A 2,922-nucleotide genomic window follows, 5' to 3' on the forward strand; every position below is an offset into this window, starting at 1 on the left:
GCGCTCGCGGGCTGCCGCGTGGGGAAGCCCGGACATCTGCGCCATGTCGGGCTGTCCGAGGAGCGTTACCGCGTCATGGGCGGGTATTCCACCGGCATGAAACAGCGGGTCAAGCTGGCCCAGGCCCTGGTTCACGACCCGCAGCTGGTGCTGCTCGATGAGCCCACCAACGGTCTGGACCCGGCGGCGCGTGACGACATGCTCGAGCTGGTCCGCAAGATCGGCACGGAGTTCGGCATCGCTGTTCTCGTGACGTCGCACCTGCTCGGTGAGCTCGAGCGGATCAGCGACCACGTCGTCGTGCTCGATGGGGGGCGCCTGCTCCGGTCCTCCGCGACGTCCGAGTTCACACATGCGACTGGGCTTCTGCTGATTGAGGTCTCCGGTCCGGGCGATGCTCAGGATCGGATGCACAGCGCTCTGGCTGCCGCGGGGCTGCAAGCCCGACTGCGGGGCCAGCTGATCGAGGTCGACTCCGGCGACGACCGCGTCCACGACGTGATCCGCGATGTCGCCGCCGACCTGGAGCTCGGCCTCGTGCGCCTCCAGCAGGGGCACCACCACATCGAGGATGTCTTCCGCGAAGGGGGTGCTGGTCATGTCCAGCCCGTCTGAACGCCCGGCCGCGCCGCGTGCAGCCATCCACGACATCGGGTACCGCCCGTACGCCGGACCGCGCCTCGGTGAGCTGAGCGTCGCCCGGTCGCTGTACGTGACGGGCCTGCGCAACTGCTACGGGCTGGGACGGTCCACCAAGTCCAAGGTGCTCCCGGTCCTCTTGTTCATCATGATGCTGCTGCCGGCTTTGATCGTCGTCGCGGTCGTGGTCCAGGCAGGGCTGGAGAAGCAACCCATCCCCTACCCCCGCTACTCGATGATCACCCAGCTGGTGATCTCGGTCTTCGTAGCCTCCCAGGCGCCCGCCCTGGTCGCGCGTGATGCGATGAAGGAGCGGGGCCTCCTCCCGCTCCCAACGGCGCCTCCCAGCGGGGATGCTTGGGAGTATCCAAGTCGCGTACGAGAGGGCAAGGAGGCCCCTAAATGGAAGCGTATGCAGGAAAGCAGTATGTGGGAATCGATCTGCACCGTCGCCGGACGGTGATCGTCCGGACCACGGTGAGTGGTGAGGTGCTCGAGACGGTGCGGATCGTCAATGACGTCGAGCGGTTGGCGTCGGTGCTGGCGCGGGCTGGTGAGTGCCCGGAGGTGGTGTTGGAGGCCACCTACGGCTGGTACTGGGCGGTGGATGCGTTGCAGGCCGGTGGTGCCAGCGTGCACCTGGCTCACCCGTTGGGGGTCAAGGCCTTTGAGTACCGCCGGGTCAAGAACGACGTTCGCGACGCTACGGACCTGGCGGACTTGTTGCGGATGGGTCGCCTTCCCGAGGCGTGGATCGCACCGCCGGCGACCAGAGAGCTGCGTGAGCTGGTGCGTCACCGGGCCAAGCTGGTCGGGTTGCGTTCTCACTGCAAGGCCGAGGTTCACGCCGTGCTGGCCAAGTGCGGGGTGCAGGTGGTGATGAGCGACCTGTTCGGGGGGTGGGGCACCGAGCTGTTGGACGGGCTGGAGCTGCCGGCCCCGTACGCGGCCCGGATCGCCTCGCTGCGCCGGCTGATGGATGACCTGGACTTCGAGATCGACCTGTTTGCCGGGATGGTCCGCGGCCGGATGGCCCACGAGCCGGGCTACACCGCGGTCCAGAACATCCCCGGCATCGGTCCCACCCTGGGGGCGGTGTTTGTCGCCGAGATCGGCGACATCACCAGGTTCTCCTCGGCGCCGAAGCTGACCTGCTGGGCCGGGCTGACCCCCAAACATCACGAGTCCGACACCCACGTCCACCGGGGACGGATCACCAAGCAAGGCTCCCGCCTCGTCCGCTGGGCGGCGATCGAATCGGTCAAACGGATCCCGGCAGCCAGCCCAGCAGGGGTCCTGCGCGAGCGGGTCGCCGAGCGCCGCGGCCGCAACATCGGCAGTGTCGCAGCTGCCAGGCGCCAGCTGGAGTTCGTCTTCTATGCCCTGCGCGACGGTCACGTTCGCGCTTTAGAACATCGGCCGAGGGTGGCATGAACACCATCCCCGGTCTTTCCCTGGTCGGTGCGGGTCGTGCAGGTCATGACCCCCATTGCGGCGAGGTCGTCCCTTTGTGATTGACCCCACCGGCCAGATGCACCGCGCACCCCATCATGCCGCCCCTGCCGCGGCGAAGGGATGACCGGCAGCCCACCTGGGCCTGCCCACCCAGCCGGGACACCCGGCCCTGACGAGCACACCACCAAACCCGTTCTCACCGTGAGGAACCGCCCCCACCCAACTGTCTCCGCCGCCCACATCATGCGTCGACCACGGCGCCAGCCTCAAGGCCCTCCGGCCGCTACGCGGTCGGTCTCCGCCCGAGCCTTGACCCCGACGCCTACTTCGACGTGTGCGCCGCGGTCGAAGACAGCCCAAATCTGAGGTCACCAGAGTCTTGACACGGCCCCGTTCCTTCAGGGATGACCTGCGGAAACACCAGTGGGGCAGGTCGGACTTGAACCGACGGCCGACGGATTATGAGTGCGACAGGATCCCGCATGAAGGGCCCAAGATAGGCCGTTTCGTGCTTGGTTGCTTGACACTGGCTGACCTTGCTGACCGGCGTTTCTCACCCTTGTGTGCCACAAATGTGCCACACGAACTTTCAGGCTGCCTCAGTCTCCTGGGGCCGCGCCGCTTGGTCCGTTCGGAGGCATCCAGCATGGCGGATGGAGCCAGAATAGACGGGGGAGTGGCATCTGAAAGCTGACGTCCCGAGCGCCGAGGACGCCGTCGACGTTCGGGTGTTGCAGGACGACGGTGGCTGCTATTCCGGCACTATGGGCGCCCCACTCCGCCCAGATAGACGCGGCACGAAACCAACGGACCTGTCCGAGACGGGTC

Annotated in this window: 3 protein-coding genes; all 3 read left to right on the top strand. The window is 67.1% G+C overall.

Annotated elements, in window-relative coordinates; translation table 11 throughout:
- A partial coding sequence (locus VIM19_07085) for an ATP-binding cassette domain-containing protein (protein ID HEY5184658.1) occupies nucleotides 1–615 on the top strand: 615 nt, incomplete at its 5' end.
- Complete coding sequence (locus VIM19_07090) at nucleotides 599–1,102, top strand: hypothetical protein (protein ID HEY5184659.1); 504 nt, start codon at nucleotides 599–601, stop codon at nucleotides 1,100–1,102. The genes VIM19_07085 and VIM19_07090, both read left to right, overlap by 17 nt.
- On the top strand, nucleotides 1,069–2,073 hold the full coding sequence (locus VIM19_07095; GenBank protein ID HEY5184660.1) for an IS110 family transposase: 1,005 nt from the start codon (nucleotides 1,069–1,071) through the stop codon (nucleotides 2,071–2,073). Before VIM19_07090 ends, VIM19_07095 begins: the two co-directional genes overlap by 34 nt.
- Nucleotides 2,074–2,922 lie beyond the last annotated feature (849 nt).

The organism is Actinomycetes bacterium, assembly GCA_036510875.1.
GTDB lineage: Bacteria > Actinomycetota > Actinomycetes > Prado026 > Prado026 > DATCDE01.

Excerpts from the sequence above, each read along its gene's own strand:
- VIM19_07090 (HEY5184659.1), top strand. The coding sequence starts at position 599 with ATGTCCAGCCCGTCTGAACGCCCGGCCGCGCCGCGTGCAGCCATCCAC.